Raw genomic sequence first — 20,109 nt, 5'->3', positions numbered from 1 at the left:
AATCTTCTTATTCTCTAACTTTTTTTAAACCTAATTTTTCTGCTCTTTTAATTACAAAATCATAAGCCGCCTGATATTCATTTGGAATATCGCCTTCTAAAATGGCTTCTTTTACTGCTTCCTTTAAAACTCCAATTTCTCGTGAAGGTTTTAAATCGAACATTTCCATAATTTCTTCACCTGAAATTGGCGGTTGAAAATTACGAACGTGATCTCTTTCTTCAACTTCTACAATTTTCTTGCGAACGATTTCGAAATTCTTATGATATTTCTTGAATTTTGACGGGTTTTTGGTTGTAATATCAGCTTCGCACAATGTCATTAAATCCTCTACATCTTCGCCAGCATCAAAAACCAAACGACGAACTGCACTATCCGTTACAATATCCTGCGCCAAAACAATCGGACGGGAACTCATAATAACCATTTTTTGCACAAACTTCATTTTGTGGTTTAAGGGCATATGCAAACGCTCGAATATTTTCTTTGCCATTTTTCCGCCAAGAAATTCATGTCCGTGAAAAGTCCAGCCTTGTTTTTTATTGAAACGTTTTGTTGGTGCTTTCCCAATATCATGCAGCAAAGCCGACCAGCGTAACCAAACATCATCTGTATTTGGGCAAATATTATCTACAACTTCGAGAGTGTGATAAAAGTTGTTTTTATGAGTATGACCTTCAATTTCTTCGACCTGATTCAAAGCCGTTAACTCAGGAAGAATAATATCTAAAAGTCCGGTTTTATATAAAAGTAAAAATCCTGTTGAGGGTTTAGGGGTAGATAAAATTTTGTTTAATTCGTCTACAATTCTTTCGCCAGAGATAATTTTAATACGATCTGCATTTTTTGTGATGGCATTCAGTGAATTTTCTTCGATTTCGAAATTCAATTGCGTTGCAAAACGAATGGCGCGCAACATTCTCAAAGGATCATCAGAATACGTAATGTCAGGATTTAAAGGTGTTTTGATTGTTTTGTTCTCTAAATCGGCCAAACCATTAAAAGGATCAGAAAGATCTCCAAATGTTTTTTCGTTTAGTGATAAAGCCAAAGCATTGATGGTAAAATCACGACGGTTTTGATCGTCTTCAAGAGTTCCGTTTTCTACAATAGGATTTCGGCTGTCAAAATTATAAGATTCTTTTCGGGCACCCACAAATTCGATATCGGTATCTTCAAAACGTAACATGGCTGTTCCGTAGGTTTTAAATACCTGTACTTTTGGTTTTTTAGGAAGCAATTCAGAAACTTTCAAAGCCAATTCGATCCCGCTACCAACAGCAACAACATCAATGTCTTTTTTTGAACCACGATCTAAAAGCAAATCCCGAACAAAACCTCCAATAACATAACTGTCAACGTTGAGTTCCTGAGATGCTTTCGAAATTATTTCGAAGATTTTATGTTGTAATGCTGCTTTATAGTTTGTTTGTATAGCCACGAATTTCACTAATTTTAAATATTACATTTCTTTTCTTGAAGAGAATGAAACGTCTGCAAATTTACAACATAGAAAATGCCTATAATAATGTATTGTTGACTTTTTTGAACAATTTCACATTTTGTAGCGTCAATTTTTAAGAATTGAGAAAGAGTTGCCACGAATTGCACGAATTTCCACTAATTAATTTTTTTTTGCCACAGATTGAAGGATTAAATGGATTAAAAAATTAATGGATTAAAAAAAATCTGTGGAAATCTTTTATCCCGATAGCTATCGGGAGTGGCAAAAAAATCTTCGCAATCTTAATAAAAAACAATTCGTGGAGATTCGTGCAATTCGTGGCAAAACATTTATAGCATCATAAAACAAATCAATTACGATCTCTTATTTTTAGAAATTCAATTTGTATTTTTGAATTCTATAAAAATGCACACATGAAAATTGTTATATCTCCCGCGAAGTCATTAAATTTCGAAAAAGAATTACCTACTCCTCAATATACAGAACCAGCTTTTTTAAAAGAAGCACGTCAGGTTCAAAAAGTTTTAAAAGAAAAAAAGCCATCTGAATTATCTGAATTAATGTCAATCTCAGATAAACTATCAGATTTAAACTGGAAAAGAAACCAGGATTGGAAAACGCCTTTTACTCCTGAAAACGCACGTCCGGCAATTTATACTTTTGATGGAGATGTTTATACCGGTTTAGATGCTTATACAATTCCGCTTGAAAAATTAGATGTTCTTCAGGATAAACTTAGAATTTTGTCTGGTCTGTATGGCGTTTTAAAACCATTAGATTTAATGCAGGCATATCGTTTAGAAATGGGAACAAAATTGCCTGTCGGCGAGTACAAAAATCTACACGAATTCTGGAAACCAACCGTTACTAAAGCTTTAAACAAAGAACTGGAAAAAGGAGAATTGTTTGTGAATTTGGCGAGTAACGAATATTTTTCGGCAGTAGATGTTAAGGCTTTAAAAGTTCCTGTTATTACTCCGGATTTTAAAGATTATAAAGACGGAAAATTAAAGATCATCAGCTTTTTTGCTAAGAAGGCGAGAGGTATGATGGTTCGTTATATTATCGATACTAATGCCGAAACAATTGATGATTTAAAAGGTTTTAATTACGAAGGATATCATTTTGATGCCAATCTTTCTGAAGGAAATCATTTGGTTTTTACGAGGTAGATTTTTTTTGAAGGTTTAAAGGGGCAAAGGGGCAAAGGTTCAGAGGTTTTTTTAAAGGTACTGAGGTTCTAAGTTGCTGAGGTACTAAGTTTTTTTGTAGAGAATCGGAGATTCGGGGCATATTGTAGGGAGGGATTTTAATCCCTTCAGATTATGCAAATATTTGTGTTAGCTTTTAATCTTTCCAAATAATATCATTATCATCATTACACATAAAAATAAAAAGCCGGACTAAATAAATAGTCCGGCTTTTTCGTATTATAAATCAATTATTATTAATGCATTGCATCAGCAGGATTAATTTTGTTTTTTCCTTTTTTAATGAAAAGAATAATTGGTATGCAGAATAAGAACATGATCCCCAGATACATAAATATATCCATATACGACATCACTGTACTTTGTTTTAAAACGGCGTAATCTATTGCCTGATAGGCTTTTTTAAGGGCAACATCGGCACTATAACCTTTAGCTTCAAAAGCTCTTTGCATTCCTATTATACGTTGTTGCACCTGATAATTTGCAGGATCTAAATTCGTTAATAAATTAACTCTGTGTTCCTGACTTAAACGGGTGATAAAGGTGGTAATAATTGCAATACCAAATGAACCTCCTAATTGTCTCATCATTCCGGTAAAAGCTGCTCCTTCACCAATATGTTTTCCTTTTAATGTAGAAAGCGAAAGTGTTGTAATAGGTACAAAAAGTAATCCTAAACCAATTCCTCTTAAAATCAAAGGCCAATACATATGTTCAACTCCTGTATCAGGTGTAAGGCGATTTCGCATCATAAAAGTAAAGAAGAAGAAAATTAAAAATCCTACTCCCACCATATATCCTTGCGGAACTCCTTTTTGAATCATGTTACCCACAAATGGCATCATGATCGCTGTTGTAATCGAACCTGGAATCAATAATAATCCGGCATCAGTTGCAGTCCATCCTAAAATAGATTGCGTATAAATCGGGATAATCAAAGTCGATCCGTATAAACCGAAACCAAGAATAAAACACATTACGGTTCCAATTCTTAAGTTTCCGTCTTTTAAAACACTTAAATTTACAATTGGGTATTTATATGTCAGCTCTCTCCAGACAAATAAAACCAATCCAAGAACTGTAACAACACTTAACGTTACAATTGTAGAGTCGTTAAACCAATCGTCTTGTTGTCCGTGCTCCAGAACGAATTGTAATGATCCAATAAAAGCGGCTAATAATATAATTCCCCACCAGTCAACCTGATTTGCTTTTAATTTTTCTCCGTATTTCGGACTTCTTACGAAAGTAAGCGCCAGAATAGTAGCAATAATTCCTAACGGAATGTTGATATAAAAGATATAAGGCCAAGAATAATTATCTACTAAATATCCTCCCAAAGGCGGACCTAAAGTTGGCCCCACAATTACACCCATACCGTAAATAGCTTGCGCCATACCACGTTTTGCTACCGGATAACTTTCGGTAATAATAGTCTGAGCTGTTACAAGCAGGGCACCACCACCCATACCTTGTACAAACCTAAAGGCGACCAGTTCCCAAATATTACTGGCATTACCACACAAAAAGGAGCAGACTGTAAATATTATGATAGAAGCCACAAAATAGTTACGTCTTCCAAATTGCTGCGAAAGCCAACTCGTCATCGGAATTACAATAACATTCGCAATTGCGTATGCTGTAATTACCCAAGCCACATCAGTCAAAGTAGCACCAAGGCTACCTCGCATGTCAGTTAGTGCTACGTTTACAATCGTTGTATCTACAATTTCTAACAGTGCACAAAGTACTGCCGTAATCGTGATAATCACACGTCTGTAACCGTATTCTACTAAATCGTCATCTCCTTGTACTGCTGTCATTATATTATTTTAAATGTACGTCTACGTCAACATTCATTCCTGGTCTTAGTAATTTTACTTTTTCAGGATCGTTTGATTCATCTAAACTAATTTTTACCGGTAATCTCTGAATTGTTTTTACGAAGTTTCCTGTTGCATTATCAGGAGGTAACAATGAAAAACGTGATCCTGTTGCAGGAGAAAATGAAGTTACAGTACCTTTAAATTCGTAGTTAGGATAAGCATCAACTTTTAAGCTTACTTTTTGTCCTATAACCATTTTGTTTAATTGTGTTTCTTTAAAGTTAGCTACAACCCAAGCCTCATTATTATTAATGATATAAAATAAAGATTGTCCTGGCTGAACCAATTGTCCTGGCTGAATATCTACTTTAGAAACCTGACCGTCAATTGCTGCAGTTACAACTGTATAACTAAGATTTAAATGTGCAACATCAAGCATTGTTTTTGCTTTTTTGATATTTGCAGCAGCAACTTCTGTTTGTTTGTCTGAAACTTTAGATTTTGACTGAATTACAGATTTTTGGTAAGAACTTGCTCTTTGTTGATCTTGTAAAACACGTACTTGATTTTCTGCTTCGTCTTTTGCAGCTAAAGCCTGCTCATATTGTTGTTTTGTAATCGTATGCGTTTTATACAAATTATTGTAACGGTTGTAATCGTTAGTAATTTGTCTTAACCTGATTTTAGCACTTTCGATAGATCCTGTTGCAGATTTCATTTGAGCATCAGAAACTGAAATACTTGCATTAGCACTTCCAATATCAGCTTTTGAAGCTTCGTATTGACCTTCAGCACCTAGTAATGCAGCATTTGCTTCGTCGATTTTTAATTGATAATCTCTTTTATCGATCGTAAATAAAGTATCTCCTTTTTTTACAAAGTCATTATCTTTTACATACACTTTGCTAATATATCCTGAAACTCTAGGAATAATTGGATTCATTTTTTTCTCAATCTGAGCATCATCTGTTTCTTCGTGGGCTTGGGAGTGTAAGTATTTTGTTATTCCGTAAGTTCCGCCCACTAAAACCAACACGGTTAGTATAATGATGAATTTAGTATTTGTTTTTTTCTTTTCCATGAGAGCTATCGATTATATTTTAGAAAGATTGAATGATTGTGATAATTGTCCTGATACTGAAAGTAATTCGTAATATTTTTGAATAATAGTTGCTTTAGACACAGCAGTATTAATTTTAGCGCTTAATTGCTCAACATCGGCCTCAACCAAATCATTGGTATCAGCTAAACCATTGTCGAACTTGTCTTTTACAAGTCTGTAATTTTCAGATGCTTGTTGAAGCGCTTCGTCATAAACCACACTTTGATTAATAGCCAGGTCATAATCTTCAATAGATTTTTGAACCTCAACTTTAATACGATCTGTCATTACCGCTTCTGTATTTTTAACTTCAAGCGCTCTGCTTTCAGCTTCTCTTACGTGAGCGCTATTTTTGTAAATTCCGGAGATATCATACGTTAAACCCAAACCAAAGTTCATGGCGTATTTTACAGTAATAATATCTTTAAGATCTAATGCAGTATAACCACCAAGTAATGCTAAGGTAGGGTAATATGCAGCTCTTGCAACCTTAATATTGGCCTCAGAAGCCTTTTGTTGAAAACGAATTGCTTCTAAATCTTTTCTGTTTTGTAATGCTACAGCATCAGATGTTGGCGCATTGCTGGTTTTTAAATTAAAGAAATCAGCTTCATTAACCTGAAGTTTTGTACTCGGATCTAACTTCAATAATGTAGTTAGGTAAAAGTTGATGTTATTAAGGTTGTTAGTAGCTTCATCAATAGATAATTGCGTTTTTGAAACTAATAATTGAGACTTCAATAAATCATTTCTTGGGATGATTCCGTTTTTCTCTAATTCAATGAAATCAGTCACACGTTGTTTAGCGCTTTTTTGATTTTCGTTTAAAACATCCAAAGTTTTTTGAGCCTTATACAGAGCAGTATAATAAGTAATAACTCTTAAAGCAACATCTTCTTTTGTTTTAGCAGCATTTGCATTTTCAGCCTCATATAAGTTATCATATGCATTAATGCTATTTTGAATTTTAAATCCTGCAAAAAGAGGAAGGCTTAAATTTGCCATTCCAAGCATTGCTCTGTCAGGAGATGCTAAAGATGCACCTTCGCCCTGATTAGGCATATCAATCGACGCTTTTGTAAGACGCTGGTATTGTCCGGAAACTTTAATATCCGGAAGCTGATTGTTTTTAACCTCTTGTAATTCGTACTTTTTTGTGTTTACCTTAGTGCTGGCAAGCGTAACTTCGTTACTTTTTTCCCAGGCCAATTTAACGGCTTCGTCTAAGGTTAAACTTGTTTTTTCTTGTGCTTCTACTGAAGATATTCCGATAAAGAAAACTCCAAAGAGCATTAATTGACTAATTTTCATAAACAAGTAGCGCTTTTATAGTTTGTTGAATGTGCTTTGTAAGACTGGTTTTAATGTAATTGTTAAACATTTCTTCTGTTTTTAAATCCAATAATTCTTCGAAGAAAGACCGATTCATGTGAAAGTGAAAAAAGGTTCCAATAATCGTAGGCGTAATAAGAGGAATAATAATATCCTTTCTAAAAACACCTTTTTCCTGACCCTGAGTAATAATACTCTCCAGAGATTTTAGATTTCCTTTTTTTAATTCAGTAAAAGCGATCATGCTTTTTTCTCTCTTTTTAGCATTAAGTTCAAAATGCAATACTCTGTAAATCCCTTTGTTAAGACAGATTCTGTTAACGTAAATTTCGATTAATTTATTGACTTTTTCGACAGGTTCGAGATTTTCTTGCAATAAATTTTCGAGTTGTAGTTTTAAATCAGAGGTTTTATAAAGAATTAAAGCCTCGAGAAGTCTTTCTTTAGAACCAAAATAATACGAAACCATGGCAATGTTAATTTTTGCATGTTTTGAGATATCTCGTATAGAAGTTCCTTCGAATCCTTTTTCAGAGAATAGCTTTTCAGCAACCTCAAGAATTTGAATTTTTTTATCGTTTAATTCGAAGTTTGACATGGTATTGTTTCTAATCGGGTACAAAATTAAACAAGTGTTTAAATTAAACAGTCGTTTAATTTTATTTTAACATAATATTAACAGAAAACCATGTAGTCGTTTTTGTCACTAAAATCACGCTTACATTAGTGTTTATAAACGAAAAAGCCGAAATAATATTAATCGTAATATTATTTCAGCTTTGCTATTAACGTAATTTTGTAATTTCGATTTTTATTATAAAATCTTTTTTTAGGAGCTAATCCCGCTATTCGTTCCAATCTTTTGTGGCGAACCACGCCACAAAAGGATTTCCTCTTCTATCGGGGCTAGGGCAATCATTTTCATAACAATATTTTCGTCCTTTATCGAAATGATAATTATAACTTGTTTTCAAGTTAAATATAAAATTATCGAATCTCACCAACAAATTCCGCAATTTTACCAGAACCATTTTCGCTCAAATGTTTGATAAAAGCGCTACCAATAATGGCACCTTTGGCAAACTTTGTTGCCTGAGTAAAAGTTTCTTTGTTCGAAATTCCGAAACCTATAATTTGTGGATTTTTAAGATTCATGTTTGAAATTCTTTCGAAATAATCTTCCTGAACATTTCCAAATCCAGATTGAGATCCTGTAACACTTGCAGAACTTACCATATAAATAAATCCGTTTGAAACGCTGTCGATAAAACGAATACGTTCATCAGAAGTTTGTGGCGTAATCAGGAATACATTAATTAATCCGTGTTTTTCGAAAATGGCTTTGTATTCGTCTGCATAAACATCAACCGGAAGATCTGGAATAATTAAACCGTCGATACCAATTTCGGCGCATTTTGCACAAAAAGCTTCAACTCCGTATTGCAACATCGGGTTGAAATATCCCATAATAATCAACGGAATTTTTACGCTTTCGCGGATGTTCTTCAACTGGTCGAATAGAATTTGAGTTGTCATTCCGTTATGAAGCGCCTGTGTAGAACTTGCCTGAATCGTTGGTCCATCGGCCAAAGGATCACTAAAAGGCAAACCAATTTCGATTAAATCAACGCCATTTTTTTCTAAGTCCTGAATGATCTGAACGGTATCATTTAAATTAGGATATCCCGCTGAAAAATAAATAGAAAGTATCTTTTTATCTTCTTGTAATTTTTGAGTTATTCTGTTCATTTTAATGTCTTTTTATTTACTTCTGCAAGGTTTTTAAAATCTTGTAGGTATTTTTTTGAATGTTGTTTTTTGCCACAGATTTCACATATTAAAACATATTTTTGTTTCACGCAGATTTAAAAAGATTTAAGCTGATTCACGCAGATTTTTTTAAATCTGATGTAATCTGCAGAATCTGGGTGAAACAAATAATCAGTGGCAGTCTTTTTAATCTGTGGCATTATCTTTTTATAATCTTACCTATCAATCATCATTTCGATTTTTATTTATTTTCGATATAAACCCAGGCTACTGCTCCAGATTTCAACTCGACCTGAACTCTTTTGTAAGCATTAGATTCGAATATATCTACTTTGGCTAAATCCGAAGCTGAAATATTATATGCAATACCGTGTATAGGATCTGAAGAATCTGCAGTTGGTACGGCTACAACATAATCTGCCATTCCAAATTCTTCTTCGATTTGGAGACTTTTTAGTTTATGGCCGAGAAGCTGATCAGGACTTCCGGTTAGGATTTTACTAAAAAGCTGCATTTGAATTTGTTTCGATCTCAATGTTCCGTATGAAAATAACTTTTCCATAATTATTATTTTTCTCGTTATTGTTTTTTGCGTTAGGGATAGAGGCGGTATCTCCCGATTTAGAAAAACAAGGCTTTTTAGCCGTAGTTTTTGTTAATCGGGAATTTAGCCGAAAGCCCGACCGGAGGGAACGCCCAAATTACGATTTTTATTATAATTTAAAGTAATCGATATAATTGTCTAAATCTTTGTCGCCTCGACCAGAAAGACTAATCACCACAATATCTGTAGGTTTAAATTTCTTTTGATCTAAAACCGCAAAGGCATGCGCACTTTCGATCGCCGGAATAATTCCTTCTAGTTTAGTCAACTGTAATCCTGCATTCATCGCATCATCATCCGTCACAGAGAAAAATTCTCCACGACCGGTTTGTGCCAAATGCGCGTGCATTGGTCCAACGCCAGGATAATCTAAACCTGCCGAAATAGAATACGGTTCCGTAATTTGTCCGTCTGGAGTTTGCATTAAAAGAGTTTTACAACCGTGAATAACACCAACTTTTCCTAATTTACTAGTTGCTGCACTATGACCGCTATCAACGCCTTTCCCGGCTGCTTCTACGGCAATAATTCCAACTTCTGGCTCGTGCAAAAAGTGGTAATACGTTCCGGCAGCGTTACTTCCGCCACCAATACAAGCGACTACGTAATCAGGATTTTCACGTCCTTCTTTTTCTTTTAACTGCCATTTGATTTCTTCGGAAATTACGCTTTGAAAACGGGTTACCATATCCGGATAAGGATGCGGTCCAATTGCAGATCCGATAATATAATGCGTGTCAACCGGATTATTAATCCAGTCTCTAATGGCTTCGTTTGTAGCATCTTTTAAAGTTCTTGAACCCGAAAGTGCCGGACGAACCTCAGCGCCTAACATTTTCATACGAGCCACATTTGGAGCCTGACGCGCAATGTCGATTTCGCCCATATAAACGATACATTCCATTCCCATAAGAGCGCAAACCGTTGCTGTTGCAACACCGTGCTGACCTGCTCCGGTTTCGGCAATGATTCGTTTTTTACCCAAACGTTTTGCGACTAAAATTTGCCCAATTGTATTGTTGACTTTGTGTGCTCCGGTATGGTTTAAGTCTTCTCTTTTTAGGTAGACTTTTGTATTGTATTTTTCGGATAAACGCTTGGCAAAATAAAGCGGACTCGGGCGTCCAACGTAATCTTTTAATAACTGATCGAACTCGGCTTTAAAATCGGGTTCGCTGGTGATTTTTAAATAATTCTGGCGTAATTCTTCTACATTTGGATAGAGCATTTCTGGGATGTAAGCTCCGCCAAATTCTCCGTAATATCCTTTTTCGTTAACGTTAAAATTCATTTTATTCCAATTTTAAAAGTTGGCAACATCAAATTTGCGTTTGAAATTGCTAAATAGATTTTTGTTTTTTAGGCCAGGTTCGATTTCAAATTTACTATTTATATCGACAGCATAAATAGGAAGATTGGTTTTTGAAATTTCTTCGATGGCTTTTAATTCATTCATTCCGATTCCGCCGCTTAAAAAGAAGGGTTTATCAGATTTGTATTTTTTTAATATCGTCCAGTCAAATGTGGTTCCGTTTCCGCCGGGTAATTTTCCTTTGGTATCGAACAGAAAATAATCACAAACCGATTCGAATGATTTTATAATTTCGAAATCAAAATCATTATCGGCAGAAAAAACTTTGATGATTTCGATTTTAGTAGGCAATTGTTTTTTTAATTCTGATAAAAATTCAACAGATTCATTGCCATGTAATTGAACGGCTTGTAAGTCGTATTGTGCCACTTTTTCCAGAATTTCTTCCTGACTTTGGTTTACAAAAACGCCCACTTTTTTGATTGTTCCAATTAATTCCGGAATGGTTCCGTTAAAGTATCGTGCGGAGTTGCCCCAGAAAATAAATCCCATATAATCGGGTAGGAGCGCTCCTACTTCGAGAATGTTTTCTGGATATTTCATGCCGCATATTTTGAGTTTCATTGTATTGTGTTTTTTCTGTGTGTTTTTTACCGCAAAGAGCGCTAAGATTTTTTTACTATTGTAATGTTTACAAACGCAAAAGTTCGCAAAGCTTTGTGTTTAGTTTTTGCCACGACCCGAGCGATAGCGAACAGGCGAAGCAATTCACGAATTTTCGCTAATTCAATTCGTGCTAATTTGTGTAATTCGTGGCAAACTTAATTATAGCTTGCTTATAAATTCTGTTGCTGCTTTTCCGGCGTTGTCGGTTTTCATGAAGTTTTCTCCAATTAAGAAACCGCTGTAACCGTAAGGTCTAAGTTCTGAAATGGCTTCGATGGATGAAATTCCGCTTTCGGATACTTTTACGAAATCGTCCGGAATTTGCGATGCCAATTGTTTGCTGAAATCTAAACTTACTTCGAATGTTTTTAGGTTTCTGTTGTTTACACCAATCATGTCTAGAGTTGGCATAATCGATTTTTCTAGTTCTTCCTGATTGTGAACTTCAAGTAGAACTTCTAAGCCTAATTTCTTTGCAAATTCAGATAATGATTTGATTTCTTCTCGGGTTAAAACTGCTGCGATTAACAGAATCAAATCGGCTCCAAAAGCTTTGGCTTCAAGAATCTGATATTCATCGACAATAAATTCTTTTCGCAAAAGCGGAATATTTACTGAAGCTCTTGCCAAAAGTAAATCGTCTAGAGAACCGCCAAAATATTTACCGTCGGTTAAAACAGAAATTCCGCAAGCTCCGGCATTTTCGTAACCTTTAACTACTTCTTCAACCGTAAAACTATGATTGATGACTGATTTTGAAGGTGAACGACGTTTGTGTTCGGCAATAATTCCGGTGGAGCTTGTTCTTAGTTTTTGGCTCAAAGAAATCGTTTCTCTTTCAAAAAATACAGAACTTTCCAATTGCGAAACCGGAATGATCGATTTTTTAAGAACGACTTCTCTTTGTTTATCAAATATTATTTTATCGAGGATATTCATTTTTTAAGGTGCTAAGTTTCTAAGATACTGAGGTACTAAGTTTTTAATTTTAAAGAGATAACTCTTGTAGTTTTTTGAGTGCTTGATGTCCTTTTCCGGAGAATAGACTTTCTTTTGCTAATTCAAATCCTTCCAGCGGAGAACATTTTGTAACCGTTGCAATTGCCATTGCAGCATTGGCACAAACCACATTATTCTGTGCTTCAGTTCCTTTTCCGGATAGAATGTTAATAAACATATCAGCCGATTCTTCGATGGTTTTTCCGCCTTCGATTTCGCTTTGAGATAAAAGTCTAACACCAAAATCTTCCGGCTTCAACATTCCTTCCATGTGCGATGTTATCGTTTTTGTCGGGCCTGTTAAGGAGATTTCGTCATATCCGTCAAGCGAATGTAAAATCGTGAAATTGATATCTGTATTTTGGTATAAATAAGCATACATTCTCGCCAATTCTAGATTGAAAACACCAACCAATTGATTTTGTGGAAACGACGGATTTACCATTGGTCCCAACATATTAAAGAAGGTTTTTACAGCTAATTCTTTACGGATTGGTCCGACGTTTTTCATCGCCGGGTGAAATAGGGGAGCGTGCAAAACGCAAATTCCGGCTTTATCAATACAATTTTCTAAAAACGCAGCGTCATTACTGAATTTGATTCCCATTTTTTCCATTACGTTACTCGATCCTGAGATTGAGGAAACACCGTAATTTCCGTGTTTGGCCACTTTTATTCCTGCTCCGGCTGAAATAAACGATGCCAAAGTCGAGATATTAAAAGTGTCTTTTCCGTCACCACCAGTTCCGCATAAATCAATTGTATTGTAAGCTGATAAATCAACGCGAACGCATAATTCTAATAAAGCTTCACGAAATCCGGAAAGTTCATCAATGGTAATGCTTCGCATCATAAAAACAGTCAAAAATGCCGAAATCTGACTCGGATTGTATTGACCACTTGAGATATTAATCAAGACGTTTTTAGCTTCTTCTTTTGAAAGTACTTCGTGATTGATTAATTTATTTAATATATTTTTCATTTTTTTTTAAGGTTCTAAGTTGCTAAGGTTCTGAGTTACTAAGAACTGTAACTGAGACTAAAAACTGTGACTACGACTGTTTACTTTTTCAATGTTCATTTCCCTGATAAATCCACATGGGTTCTGTTTTTCCTGCGCGTTCAAATCCGTTTTTCTTGTAGAAATCAACAGATTTTTCATCGGCGGTTAGCATTTGCATATGAAAATGACTGTATTTCTCCTGCATTTTATCGAGGATCAATTTTCCAATTCCTTTTCCCTGATATTCCGGAAGTACTAATAAATGCGGATAATAAACCGTTAAGAATCCATCAGAAATTGCATTCCCAAGTCCAACCAATTTTTGATCTTCCCAAGCCGTGATTAAAGTTTCTGAATTTAAAAGACCGCTATACAATTCGTTTGGTTTATTAGCTGAACTCCATTCGTTTGCTTTGTATAATATCAAAACGTCTTCGATATTGATTTCTTTAGTTTCTGAAATAGTTATCATTTTTTTTAAGGCTCTAAGTTGCTAAAATTCTAGGGTTCTAAGGGTTTTTTGTAAACTGTGACTGAGACTGAATACTGAGACTATAAACTAGCTCTTTATCCAATTCTCTAAAATTCTTTTTCCGTTTGGTGTTAAAACACTTTCTGGGTGAAACTGAACACCTCTTACATCAAAAATTTTGTGTCTTAACGACATAATTTGTCCGTTTTCGTCGACTGAAGTTGCTTCAAGAACATCCGGCAAATTAGCATCTACAACCCATGAATGGTATCTTCCAACTTCAAATTCGTTTCCTAAACCTTCAAACAAAATTTCATCAGAAACTACTGTTTTTACATTCGTTGCAACGCCGTGATATACTTTGTCGAGGTTAGAAAGTGTTCCTCCAAAAACTTCTCCAATTGCTTGTTGTCCTAAACAAACTCCTAAGATGCTTTTTGTTGGAGCATATTTTGTGATTACCGCTTTTAATAAACCAGCTTCATCAGGAATTCCTGGTCCTGGAGAAAGTAATATTTTCTCGAAAGAAGCGATTTCATCAATATCAAATTCGTCGTTTCTGTAAACGGTAACTTCGCAGTTTAAATCTTCCAGATAGTGCACTAAATTATAAGTGAAACTATCGTAATTGTCTATAACTAATATTTTTTTCATTTTTCTTAAGGTTCTAAGTTGCTAAGGGCCTAAGATTCTAAGTTTTTTAAACTGTGACTGAATACTGAGACTGACAACTAAATTTCTATTTTTCTCGAACGTATTTTTCGACTATAACACGATCAACGCCTAATTTTTCTATTTTCTCGATTCCTTTTTGAATCAGTGTATCATTTTTAATTTTTACTGTAAACTCAAATTTGTTGTTTTCCCATTGTCTGTTATTGAAAAACTCTAAATTCTCTGTGTATGTACTATCCTTTAAAGTATATTTTCCGCCTCCGCCAAAGAATACTGCATTTGTTGAATCTTTTCCGTTATTTAAATCATGATTGAAAAAAGCGAAATGACTATCATTTATAATCTTAATCATTTTTGTTTTTGGATTGAAAGTCGAGAACGTTGAATCTTTTTCAGTGGTTTCTGCTGATATCAGACGCCAGGTTCCAGCTAACGGAATTTCCTTTTTTTCCGAATTACAAGAGGTGATAGTAATGATTAAAACTAAAATTGAAATTGCTTTTTTCATGATTTATGGTTTTGTGGTTTTTAATTTTTTATGGTCTTGCTAATCTTTGTCCCGACGGTTGAAACCGTCGGCTATGTTTATATAGATTGTTTTTACGTTTGCTTTTCAAACATTGCCCGAGGTTTAACCTCGGGAGACATATTGCTTCTCATTCTATGTCCCTGCGACTGCGACTGATCCCGATAGCTATCGGGAGCGACTGAATACTAAATCTTCTCCGCCATTTCAAGCGCTGTATTCAATGCTCTTAATTTGTTATAAACTTCCTGCATTTCGCTTTCTTCGTCAGAACTTGCTACGATTCCGGCTCCGGCCTGACAATGTAATTGATGATTTTTACTTAGGAAAGTTCGAATCATAATCGCGTGGTTAAAGTTTCCTTCGAAATCCATGAAACCGATTGCTCCTCCATAGAAATTACGATTTGTTTTTTCGTAATCTTCAATCAATTGCATTGCTCTGTGTTTTGGTGCTCCGCTTAAAGTTCCTGCCGGAAAAGTATCTGCTACAACTTGCATCGTAGTTGCTTTTTCATGTAAATGACCTGTAACTTTAGAAACTAAGTGAATTACGTGCGAGAAAAACTGAACTTCTCTGTATTTTTCTACATTCACATCATGTCCGTTTCTGCTTAAATCGTTTCTGGCCAAGTCGACTAACATAACGTGCTCGCTATTTTCTTTTTTATCTTCAGAAAGTTCTTTGGCTAAAAGTGCATCGCGTTCGTCATTTCCGGTTCTTTTAAAAGTTCCTGCAATAGGGTGAATTTCAGCTTTTCTGTTTTTTACGATAATTTGAGCTTCGGGCGAAGACCCAAATATTTTGAAATCTCCATAATCAAAAAAGAATAAATACGGAGAAGGATTAATGCTTCTTAAAGCACGGTAAACGTTGAATTCATCTCCTTTAAAACCTTGTGTAAAACGACGTGATAAAACCAATTGAAAAACGTCTCCGCGGAAACAGTGTTTTTTGGCTAAAGCCACATTATGCTTGAATTCATCATCGGTTAAGTTAGAGAATCCTTCACCTTCTTTAGTGAATTTGTATGAAGCAATATTTCTGGATTGTAATAATTGTTCAATCTCGGCAATATTATTTTTTCCGTCTACGCTGTGGCAGAAAATGTAAGCTTCGTTTTTGAAGTGATTGATGGCGATGATGTTTTGGTAAACCGCATAAAACACATCCGGAATTAAAGTGGCAGTATCTTTTTTAGCGATTGATACTTTCTCGAAATAACGAACGGCATCGTAAGAAATGTATCCGAATAATCCGTTATTGATAAATTTAAAATCATTTTTTTCTGATTGAAACTGACTTGAAAATTCCTGAATTACTTCCGGAATATTAGTTGAAGAGTCAATTGAAATTTGTTCTGTAGTTCCGTCAGGAAAAGTTTTTGAAATCGTTTCGTTTTCGATTTTAATTGTTGCAATTGGGTTGCAGCAGATGTAAGAGAAACTATTGTCATTTCCGTGGTAATCACTACTTTCTAATAGTAAACTATTTGGAAATTTATCTCTTATTTTAAAATAAATACTTACCGGCGTAATCGTGTCTGCCAGAATTTGTTTGTAATGTGTGTTGAGTATAAAAGGTTTCAAAGTATGTTGTTTTTTAGTTTTTAATATTTTTCAGTTAAGTTTTGATCAAAAAAAAAGGGCTTGTCGTGATGACAAGCCCTTTATATTTATAGTTTTTACAGTACCATAGGAAGCTTCGTTCACGACGTTTGACGTAAATTCTTCCACCACCAAGTATTGTTCATTAATGTTTTCATTTCTTTATTTTGATGTGACAAAGATATAAATGTAATTTGGATTAGAATACATAAAATTTAAAAAAAATCTTTTCTAAATTTTAAAATTTGTTAAATTTCATTCTTCTCAATTACTTTAAATATCTAATTTCCAATTGCAATTGTATTGTTTTGGTTCATTCTAAAATCCGGATTTCCTTTGATGTTAGGCGTCGTAAACAATTCGCTGTTTTTGATTTTTGTATAGTTTATCTGGAAATCAGGATTGCCGTAGAATTTTTCGATTGCCGGATTTGCACCACCAGCTTCGCTTATAATTCCGCCATTGCAATTGTTAACGATTAAGTTTTTGAAAGTAATTTTCGCTAAATTAACCTCACCATTACCAATATTTCCTTCTAATAAAGCAAAAGGAGTAAAGCCCGAAATAATACTATTGGTTAAATTAAAGAAAGTATTTTCTCTTACATAAACAGATTCTCTCACAAGTCCCTGGTTGTTTTCTTCTAAATTAACCAAAGTAATATTACTCGCGTTTATTTTTGTTAATTTTTTAGACATATCAGTATTCTGAATTTTATCGTATGAATCTACTTCAAAACATCTTGATCCTGAAATATCTGATGAAAACGGGTGACGAATGGCAATACTATTACTAATATTGATTTGAGCGCCTTGTGTAAAATCGAAGTCATCATCTGTAGTTCGGTATGAAACAAGGTTGTTCATATTTAAATCTCCACCATAACATTCGAACGAATCATCGTTTGAATAACTAATCTGGATATTGCTCAAAACTGTTTTTCTACCCACTCCGGCTAGCGAAAGTCCGTTAAGTTCTTTGGCTGCACTTAGTTTTCTTCCAGAATATTCAATTCTTACATATTTTAAAATTCCAGAGTTGTCTTCGGCGTCCTGACCTCCATAATGATTAAGCATTGGCTCAAGATCAAAAGGTAAAGTGTGTACACCGCCAATAGTGTTTATTGGTGCTTTACCTAAAATAATGATTCCGCCCCAGTCTCCAGGTTTTCTGTCTGCAATTTCTTTATTCGAAGTAAAAATAATAGGATCAGTTTCTAAACCTTCGGCAACGATTTTTGCGCCATTGGTGATGACAAGAGTTCCGCAGGTTTTGTCATCTCCACGAATAACAGTTCCTGGTTCTATCGTTAAAACAGCATTTTTAGTAACATACACCACACCAACCAATTGATACGTATTGCGTTTGGTTAATCTGGTGTCTTTATCAATAGTTCCTGCGATAATATTTGTAGCTTCGTTATATTCAGTATTTGCCGGTTTAAAATTGGTCCAGTTGCTCATCCAGTTAGAGTTACCAATAATTCCTTTGGGTTGTTGTTGGGCTTGTAAAAATAAAGTACTTAGAAGAGTAATAATTGCAATATGTAGTTTTGCTTTCATAACTATGAGTTTGATTTCTAGTGTTGTTTTTTTAGTTAGCCCAAAATTAGAAGCCCAATGTTAATCAAAGTCTTAGATGTTATTACGAAAGTGTTATGTGAATATTAAGGATGTTATCTTTTTGAAAATAATGTAAAAAGAAACCCCAATAGTTTTGAACCATTGGGGTTTTTCTTATAATATTAAGAATTGTGTGTGAATCTTTAAAAATTAGAATTTTAAAGCTACAGTTAATTCGAAATCATCATTGATAGTTTTATCTCCTAAGTTTTGGAAGAAGTTACCAGAGTTGTATTTGATATCGTATTTAGTTCTGTCAACTTTGAAAGCAGTAGTTGCAGTGTTTCCAGCTACAGTAATGTCAAAAGTTACTGGTTTAGTGATTCCTTTGATAGTTAAATCAGCAGTTACAGTGTAAACGTCAGTAGATTTAGCTCCGATAGTTTTGAAAACTAATTTTGCAGTTGGGAATTTGTCAGTTCCAAAGAAATCGTCAGCTTTTAAGTGACCATTCAATTTTCCTTGGTATTCTCCAGTTAAGTCAGTTGAAGTTAAAGAAGTCATGTCAACAGTGAAAGATCCACCAGTTAATTTTTTTCCTTTAAAAACTACGGCTCCATCTTTAAAGTTTACAGTTCCAGAGTGCTCTCCAGTTACTTTTTTACCTACCCATTTGATAGTAGATGCTTTTACGTCGATTTTTTTAGTTTGAGCATTTACTGAAATACTAGCCGCTGCTACGAATAATGCTATTGCAATTGTTTTTAAATTTTTCATGTTGTTTAAATTGATTTTGGATTAATAATAATTATATAGTGATAAATAATTCCTCGTGAGATTTTCTAACTTTTTTGTAATGTTGTGTATCGTCTTCGCCATGTCTGTAACCTACAGTAGCGATAACTGATGCGTTTAAGCCTAATTTATCGAAGCCTAAGATTTCATTGAATGCAGCAGTATTAAATCCTTCCATCGGAGTTGCGTCGATTTTCAATTCAGCAGCAGCAGCCAATAAAGTTCCTAAAGCGATATAAGTTTGTTTTGCTGTCCAGATGTTTTTAGCATCCTGAGATAAGTTAGCAATTGTACCTTTCATCATATCAGCAAATCCGGCCAAAGCATCAGCAGGAACACCTCTTGTTTCGCTAATATTTTTGATGTAAGCATCTACAGATTCTGCTCCGGCATTTAAGTCGTTAGCAAAAATAAAAATTTGAGAAGCGTCAGTAATTTGAGTCTGACCGTAAGCAGCAGCTTTTAATTGCTCTCTAATTTCAGGATTTTCTACGATAACAACTTTATAAGGTTGTAATCCGTATGAAGAAGCAGCAAGTCTAACAGCCTCTTTTAAAGTATTCAAATCTGCCGAAGATATTTTTTTTGTTGCATCAAACTTCTTTGTTGCATATCTCCAATTTAGATTGTCTAATAATGTGCTCATAATATTAATTTTGTTGGGTTCTGTATTTTTCTAATAATTTATTCAGTAATTCTAATTCTTCAGGACTTATATTCTCGGCAAATGCACGCTCGTGTTCATCTACTTTCGGGTCCAATTCTTTCAAAACATCTAATCCCTTTTGTGTGATCAGAACTTCAATTTTACGTCTATTGCCAGGGCAAACATTTCTTGTAACAAAATCCTTTAGTAATAATTTGTCTACCAATCGGGTTGTATTACTTGTTTTAGCCAGCATACGTTCCTGTATTACACACATATTAGCAGGATTTCCTTTTTGTCCTCTTAATATACGTAACACATTATATTGTTCTCCGGATAAATCATACGGTTTTATCAACTCGTTGAAATGATCCTGAATCACGTTTTGCGTGTACATGATATTCAGAATAACTTTTTTCGCATTATCCATCTTAACTGTACTTTTTATAACCTCTTCAATTGTCATAGTCGTAAGTGTATAATTTGTATATACAAATGTATATCTTTTAATAGTTGTATATACAAATGTCATGTTA

Annotated in this window: 20 protein-coding genes; 1 reads left to right on the top strand and 19 read right to left on the bottom strand. The window is 34.5% G+C overall.

What is annotated here, in order from left to right; translation table 11 throughout:
- Window positions 1–7 precede the first annotated feature (7 nt).
- Window positions 8–1,441 carry a CCA tRNA nucleotidyltransferase gene (locus tag L0669_RS22785; RefSeq protein ID WP_263760135.1) on the bottom strand — a complete coding sequence of 478 codons (1,434 nt, stop codon included), beginning with the start codon at window positions 1,439–1,441 and terminating at the stop codon, window positions 8–10.
- A 437-nt stretch (window positions 1,442–1,878) separates the two neighbouring features.
- On the opposite strand from L0669_RS22785, the gene yaaA reads away from it, so the two are divergent.
- On the top strand, window positions 1,879–2,637 hold the full coding sequence (yaaA, locus tag L0669_RS22780) for a peroxide stress protein YaaA (protein WP_263760133.1): 759 nt from the start codon (window positions 1,879–1,881) through the stop codon (window positions 2,635–2,637).
- Window positions 2,638–2,912: 275 nt separating this feature from the next.
- Here the strand turns inward: yaaA and L0669_RS22775 are convergent, their stop codons facing one another.
- The 18 genes from L0669_RS22775 to L0669_RS22690 all read right to left on the bottom strand — a co-directional run bounded on the left by L0669_RS22775 (window position 2,913) and on the right by L0669_RS22690 (window position 20,039).
- Window positions 2,913–4,499: an MDR family MFS transporter gene (locus L0669_RS22775; RefSeq protein ID WP_263760131.1), complete on the bottom strand. Its 1,587-nt coding sequence runs from the start codon at window positions 4,497–4,499 to the stop codon at window positions 2,913–2,915.
- A gap of 4 nt (window positions 4,500–4,503) precedes the next feature.
- Window positions 4,504–5,583: an HlyD family secretion protein gene (locus L0669_RS22770; RefSeq protein WP_263760129.1), complete on the bottom strand. Its 1,080-nt coding sequence runs from the start codon at window positions 5,581–5,583 to the stop codon at window positions 4,504–4,506.
- A 12-nt stretch (window positions 5,584–5,595) separates the two neighbouring features.
- Window positions 5,596–6,915 (bottom strand): TolC family protein, encoded by a 1,320-nt coding sequence (locus tag L0669_RS22765; RefSeq protein WP_173969894.1) that lies wholly within the window; start codon window positions 6,913–6,915, stop codon window positions 5,596–5,598.
- Window positions 6,905–7,534, bottom strand: coding sequence for a TetR/AcrR family transcriptional regulator (locus tag L0669_RS22760; protein WP_173969893.1), 630 nt, complete (start codon window positions 7,532–7,534; stop codon window positions 6,905–6,907). Before L0669_RS22760 ends, L0669_RS22765 begins: the two co-directional genes overlap by 11 nt.
- Window positions 7,535–7,923: 389 nt before the next feature.
- Window positions 7,924–8,685, bottom strand: coding sequence for a tryptophan synthase subunit alpha (gene trpA, locus L0669_RS22755; protein WP_263760127.1), 762 nt, complete (start codon window positions 8,683–8,685; stop codon window positions 7,924–7,926).
- Window positions 8,686–8,947: 262 nt separating this feature from the next.
- Window positions 8,948–9,268 (bottom strand): gamma-glutamylcyclotransferase family protein, encoded by a 321-nt coding sequence (locus tag L0669_RS22750; RefSeq protein WP_263760125.1) that lies wholly within the window; start codon window positions 9,266–9,268, stop codon window positions 8,948–8,950.
- A gap of 151 nt (window positions 9,269–9,419) precedes the next feature.
- Window positions 9,420–10,601: a tryptophan synthase subunit beta gene (trpB, locus tag L0669_RS22745; protein ID WP_055095721.1), complete on the bottom strand. Its 1,182-nt coding sequence runs from the start codon at window positions 10,599–10,601 to the stop codon at window positions 9,420–9,422.
- Window positions 10,602–10,613: 12 nt separating this feature from the next.
- Window positions 10,614–11,246 (bottom strand): phosphoribosylanthranilate isomerase, encoded by a 633-nt coding sequence (locus tag L0669_RS22740; protein WP_263760123.1) that lies wholly within the window; start codon window positions 11,244–11,246, stop codon window positions 10,614–10,616.
- A gap of 201 nt (window positions 11,247–11,447) precedes the next feature.
- Entirely contained in the window at window positions 11,448–12,227 is a 780-nt protein-coding gene (gene trpC / locus L0669_RS22735; RefSeq protein ID WP_263760121.1) for an indole-3-glycerol phosphate synthase TrpC, read from the bottom strand.
- A gap of 49 nt (window positions 12,228–12,276) precedes the next feature.
- A complete protein-coding gene (gene trpD, locus L0669_RS22730; RefSeq protein ID WP_263760119.1) occupies window positions 12,277–13,269 on the bottom strand; it encodes an anthranilate phosphoribosyltransferase in 993 nt (330 codons plus the stop codon).
- A gap of 88 nt (window positions 13,270–13,357) precedes the next feature.
- Window positions 13,358–13,762: a GNAT family N-acetyltransferase gene (locus L0669_RS22725; RefSeq protein ID WP_263760117.1), complete on the bottom strand. Its 405-nt coding sequence runs from the start codon at window positions 13,760–13,762 to the stop codon at window positions 13,358–13,360.
- 87 nt (window positions 13,763–13,849) lie between these two features.
- Complete coding sequence (locus tag L0669_RS22720; RefSeq protein ID WP_263760115.1) at window positions 13,850–14,416, bottom strand: anthranilate synthase component II; 567 nt, start codon at window positions 14,414–14,416, stop codon at window positions 13,850–13,852.
- Between the two features lie 85 nt (window positions 14,417–14,501).
- Complete coding sequence (locus L0669_RS22715; RefSeq protein ID WP_263760114.1) at window positions 14,502–14,945, bottom strand: hypothetical protein; 444 nt, start codon at window positions 14,943–14,945, stop codon at window positions 14,502–14,504.
- A gap of 206 nt (window positions 14,946–15,151) precedes the next feature.
- A complete protein-coding gene (locus L0669_RS22710; RefSeq protein ID WP_263760112.1) occupies window positions 15,152–16,552 on the bottom strand; it encodes an anthranilate synthase component I family protein in 1,401 nt (466 codons plus the stop codon).
- 299 nt (window positions 16,553–16,851) lie between these two features.
- Complete coding sequence (locus tag L0669_RS22705; RefSeq protein ID WP_263760109.1) at window positions 16,852–18,132, bottom strand: hypothetical protein; 1,281 nt, start codon at window positions 18,130–18,132, stop codon at window positions 16,852–16,854.
- Between the two features lie 210 nt (window positions 18,133–18,342).
- Window positions 18,343–18,909, bottom strand: coding sequence for a YceI family protein (locus L0669_RS22700; protein WP_173969880.1), 567 nt, complete (start codon window positions 18,907–18,909; stop codon window positions 18,343–18,345).
- Between the two features lie 31 nt (window positions 18,910–18,940).
- The gene (locus L0669_RS22695) at window positions 18,941–19,573 is read right to left on the bottom strand and encodes an NAD(P)H-dependent oxidoreductase (RefSeq protein ID WP_263760107.1); all 633 of its coding nucleotides are present in this window, start codon (window positions 19,571–19,573) and stop codon (window positions 18,941–18,943) included.
- Between the two features lie 4 nt (window positions 19,574–19,577).
- Entirely contained in the window at window positions 19,578–20,039 is a 462-nt protein-coding gene (locus L0669_RS22690; protein WP_068844590.1) for a MarR family winged helix-turn-helix transcriptional regulator, read from the bottom strand.
- Between the last annotated feature and the right edge of the window lie 70 nt (window positions 20,040–20,109).

Source organism: Flavobacterium bizetiae, from assembly GCF_024271895.1.
In the GTDB taxonomy this organism is placed as follows: Bacteria; Bacteroidota; Bacteroidia; order Flavobacteriales; family Flavobacteriaceae; genus Flavobacterium; species Flavobacterium bizetiae.
The sequence above is the reverse complement of the archived record's forward strand: the minus strand, read 5'-3'. Positions and strand labels throughout refer to the sequence as shown.

Bases quoted from the DNA above. Each gene is read 5' to 3' on its own strand.
- L0669_RS22715 (WP_263760114.1), bottom strand. From the start codon at position 14,945: ATGAAAAAAGCAATTTCAATTTTAGTTTTAATCATTACTATCACCTCT.
- yaaA (WP_263760133.1), top strand. From the start codon at position 1,879: ATGAAAATTGTTATATCTCCCGCGAAGTCATTAAATTTCGAAAAAGAA.
- trpB (WP_055095721.1), bottom strand. From the start codon at position 10,601: ATGAATTTTAACGTTAACGAAAAAGGATATTACGGAGAATTTGGCGGA.
- trpA (WP_263760127.1), bottom strand. From the start codon at position 8,685: ATGAACAGAATAACTCAAAAATTACAAGAAGATAAAAAGATACTTTCT.
- trpC (WP_263760121.1), bottom strand. From the start codon at position 12,227: ATGAATATCCTCGATAAAATAATATTTGATAAACAAAGAGAAGTCGTT.
- L0669_RS22700 (WP_173969880.1), bottom strand. From the start codon at position 18,909: ATGAAAAATTTAAAAACAATTGCAATAGCATTATTCGTAGCAGCGGCT.
- L0669_RS22750 (WP_263760125.1), bottom strand. From the start codon at position 9,268: ATGGAAAAGTTATTTTCATACGGAACATTGAGATCGAAACAAATTCAA.
- L0669_RS22760 (WP_173969893.1), bottom strand. From the start codon at position 7,534: ATGTCAAACTTCGAATTAAACGATAAAAAAATTCAAATTCTTGAGGTT.
- L0669_RS22770 (WP_263760129.1), bottom strand. From the start codon at position 5,583: ATGGAAAAGAAAAAAACAAATACTAAATTCATCATTATACTAACCGTG.
- L0669_RS22695 (WP_263760107.1), bottom strand. From the start codon at position 19,573: ATGAGCACATTATTAGACAATCTAAATTGGAGATATGCAACAAAGAAG.
- L0669_RS22705 (WP_263760109.1), bottom strand. From the start codon at position 18,132: ATGAAAGCAAAACTACATATTGCAATTATTACTCTTCTAAGTACTTTA.
- L0669_RS22775 (WP_263760131.1), bottom strand. From the start codon at position 4,499: ATGACAGCAGTACAAGGAGATGACGATTTAGTAGAATACGGTTACAGA.
- L0669_RS22720 (WP_263760115.1), bottom strand. From the start codon at position 14,416: ATGAAAAAAATATTAGTTATAGACAATTACGATAGTTTCACTTATAAT.
- trpD (WP_263760119.1), bottom strand. From the start codon at position 13,269: ATGAAAAATATATTAAATAAATTAATCAATCACGAAGTACTTTCAAAA.
- L0669_RS22740 (WP_263760123.1), bottom strand. From the start codon at position 11,246: ATGAAACTCAAAATATGCGGCATGAAATATCCAGAAAACATTCTCGAA.
- L0669_RS22765 (WP_173969894.1), bottom strand. From the start codon at position 6,915: ATGAAAATTAGTCAATTAATGCTCTTTGGAGTTTTCTTTATCGGAATA.
- L0669_RS22690 (WP_068844590.1), bottom strand. From the start codon at position 20,039: ATGACAATTGAAGAGGTTATAAAAAGTACAGTTAAGATGGATAATGCG.
- L0669_RS22725 (WP_263760117.1), bottom strand. From the start codon at position 13,762: ATGATAACTATTTCAGAAACTAAAGAAATCAATATCGAAGACGTTTTG.